General features: G+C 40.7%; 3 protein-coding genes. 1 reads left to right on the forward strand and 2 read right to left on the reverse strand.

Annotated features, from left to right (window positions below):
- The first annotated feature begins 55 nt into the window (after nucleotides 1–55).
- Nucleotides 56–190: a Tm-1-like ATP-binding domain-containing protein gene (locus NTU69_09050; protein MCX5803655.1), complete on the forward strand. Its 135-nt coding sequence runs from the start codon at nucleotides 56–58 to the stop codon at nucleotides 188–190.
- A 127-nt stretch (nucleotides 191–317) separates the two neighbouring features.
- Here NTU69_09050 and NTU69_09055 read toward each other — a convergent pair whose 3' ends face one another.
- Nucleotides 318–2432, reverse strand: coding sequence for a PBP1A family penicillin-binding protein (locus NTU69_09055; GenBank protein MCX5803656.1), 2115 nt, complete (start codon nucleotides 2430–2432; stop codon nucleotides 318–320).
- A gap of 113 nt (nucleotides 2433–2545) precedes the next feature.
- A complete protein-coding gene (locus NTU69_09060) occupies nucleotides 2546–2941 on the reverse strand; it encodes a PaaI family thioesterase (GenBank protein ID MCX5803657.1) in 396 nt (131 codons plus the stop codon).
- Nucleotides 2942–3444 lie beyond the last annotated feature (503 nt).

Here is a 3444-nt window from a genome sequence, read left to right on the forward strand (position 1 = left end):
AAGCCCCAGTAATAGACTCGAAATTCAGTAATTAAATCAGCTGGGGGAGTATCCAATGAAAAAGATAGTCATACTCGGGATCCTTGATACAAAGGGACAACAGTTAATGTATCTAAAAGAGAGGATTGAAGCACGAGGACAAAAATCTGTAATGATGGACATAAGTATGGGGGACATCCCCGCCTTTTGAGGGAGATATTATCCCTTCTGAACTAAAAAAAGCTATGACTATTGAGGCAAGCAATAAAGTCACGGAGCTTTTACTAAGAGGAGAGACCGATGGAATCGTGGCTTTAGGAGGGATTACTGATGATGTCCTAATAGATGCGTGGCCAGGTTTCTGAAGAGGATTGCCCGCTGAAATCATCTGGTGGATAACGTTTTAAAGCAGACCCCATAAAGTTCATCCATATAGGTAAACAGACCCTGGCACCGCTTTCCCCTTTTCCGAGAGACGTTCTTGAATCAAATCCAACCCAGACACCTGTAGCTATGTGAGGGGAATAGCCGATAAAGAGGGCATCGTAATAGTTACTTGTCGTACCGGTCTTGCCTGCAACAGGATAACCCAATTTCGAAGCACCCTTTGCTGTCCCATATTCAACCGGTCCCTTCAGGAGCATATTCATTTTGGAAGCAATTTCCTCAGATATAGCCCTCTGCTTTTCAACCCCGCTTTCTTCAATCACATTCCCTTCTCCATCTGTCACCTTCCTGACAAAGATAGGTTTTACCCTGCTCCCACCATTTGCAAAGACAGAAAACCCCTTCACAAGGTCAAGAAGGGTTAGATTCGATGTCCCGAGGGCAATGGAAAGATTATTTTCCAGTTCTGCATTTATGCCAAGTTCTTCCATGCTTTCTTTCACAGCACTTACGCCTATCTCTTCAAGCAGCCTCACTGTAGCTGCATTTTTGGAATACGCAACAGCATCCTTTATTGTTATCTGCCCTTCATATTTATTATCGTAATTTTTTGGTGTCCATGTCTTTCCCAAACCCACCAAGTATTCCTTAGGTTCATCTATTATTACAGAGTCAAGGTTATAGCCTTTTTTTAAAGCAGCAAGGTATATAAAGGGCTTAAAGGCACTCCCGGACTGTATCTTTGCTGACACTGCTCTGTTGTACGGGCTTTTTTCAAAATCCCTTCCCCCGACCATGGCATACACATACCCTGTATCAACATCCATACATATTAATGCACCTTCAACCTTCAAGCTCCTCACAGGTTGAAACAGATTTAGCCTCCTTTTGTCCATGCCCCCGTATATACCTTTTACAACATCTCCCGGTTTAAAAGGAAAGGCATTGATTGTAAGTATCCCCTTTTCCTTACCTGCAAAAATCGAGTAACCATCTTTTATTCTTTCAGATATTAAGAGATTATATGTCTTTCCAACCTTGAGACCTGAAAGCTTTAAATCCCTGTCCTCCGCCTTTATAAAATCATCCCATTTCCTTTTCTCTAAACGGTACAAAACAACATATTGTCCATTTCTCTGTTCATAGAGGGTTAAACCCCTTCTTATCGCTTCTTCGCCTAACCTCTGGAGCCCGGGATCAACCGTTGCATAAATCTTTAACCCTCTATTCGACAAAACCCCCTTTCCATACTTATCTTCGATATACCGGAATACAAAATCCTTGAAATAACTATCAGCAAATACACCGTTGTCTTCTCTGATATTTATTCTCTCTTTCAACATTTCCTTTTTTCTTTTCTCATCTATAAAACCTTTCTCATGCATCTGGGCTATTACATATTCTTGCCTGAGCCTTGCATTACCAAGATGCCTTTTTGGTGTATACCTTGATGGCGCCTGAACAATCCCTGCAAGAAGGGCTGCTTCTGCTCTTGATATTTCCCAGGCATGTTTTCCAAAATATACCTGCGCCGCTGCTTCTACACCATACACCCCATGCCCCATATAAATATTGTTCAAATAGAGATTTAAAATCTCCTTTTTTGACAGATAATGTTCCAATCTATAGGCAAGAATTGCCTCTCTTGTTTTCCTCAATATGCTTCTTTCTGGACCTAAAATGAGCGATTTAATTACCTGCTGGGTAATCGTGCTCCCCCCCTGAACTACCTTCCCATAGACGATATTTTTCCATAGGGCCCTTAAAATGCTTAATGGGTCAACAGCCCCATGTTTAAAAAAATCGGCATCCTCTGCAGCTAAAAATGCATCTCTCACATACTTTGGAATCTTATTATACTGCACAAAAATCCTGTTATCAGGGACAAGGAGATAGGCCAGTTGATCATTCACACCATATATACTACTCACAGGTTTATTCTCTAAATTTTTAAGAACCCTTACCGATGGAATGTCATTTATCACATAGATATAAAAACCAAAAACCATGAGAAGGGCAGAGAATATTACCAGCAAGATTAAATAAGACTGCAATCTCTTTTTCAAAACACTATCTCTCCTCTTAACCATATTAGTTATCCGTGATTACCCTCATCTGTTTGAGGATTCGAGGATTCAATCCCGCCATTGGCGGGACTTGACCACTGACTTTCAACACTTTAAAAAATCGAACATGTTACAATAGCCTTAGCAATCAATTCCCCATCGACACTCTTTACATCTACATCAGATACTGCAAATTTTTTTCCCTTGTGGATTACTTTCCCTTCAGCGTAAACGACAGCATCCTTAACCGGCACAAGGTAATTTACCTTCATTTCAAGCGTTAGCGCCCTCTCATTATCATTAGTTGTGGTCAATATAGAATTTATACCGGCTGAATCTGCAAGACTCGCTATAGCACCCCCGTGTAAGTAACCAAATGGGTGTGTGAGAGAATTTTTAAAATCAAGTTTAAGTTTTGCAAAACCTTTGCTGATTTCAACCACTTCAATACCGAGAAGCCCATAATACGGTGTACCTTTTGCTAACTTTAACTGTATATCTTCTTTCATATCGATAAATTGTTTAAAATCTATCCTAAAACCTACATTTTATCAACATCATTTTAAAAAAAACAGTAAACAGCTAACTATGAGTAGATTCCCACGGGCAAGCCCGTGGCACTAATACATACACGCATTGCGTGAATAATAATACATTCACCCACGCTTGAAAGCGTGGTCCTCTGCTTGCCTTGCGCCGCCCGTTGGAATCTATACAGCGAACACCGTGAGCGAGAGGGGGAGGCTCTGCGGGCTTTGCCTTAAGGAGGGGGCGACGCAAGCTCCAGTAATAGTGAAAAGACCGTGCTTCAAGAATTCGAGTGATTAATCAACTTGAACCCTTGAACCCTCGAATCCTTAAATAAAATAAGATTTGTAATAGCATTAAAAAATTACTATAATCTTTCATTATAAAGCCTAAGGGGGGTTTAATGATGGAAGGCCATATTTACAAAGCTTTCGACATGGAATTAAAGGAACTTAAGGAGAAGCTTCTGTACGAAGGTGCCCTG

It is taken from the genome of Pseudomonadota bacterium (assembly GCA_026388215.1).
Taxonomy (GTDB): domain Bacteria; phylum Desulfobacterota; class Syntrophorhabdia; order Syntrophorhabdales; family Syntrophorhabdaceae; genus JAPLKF01.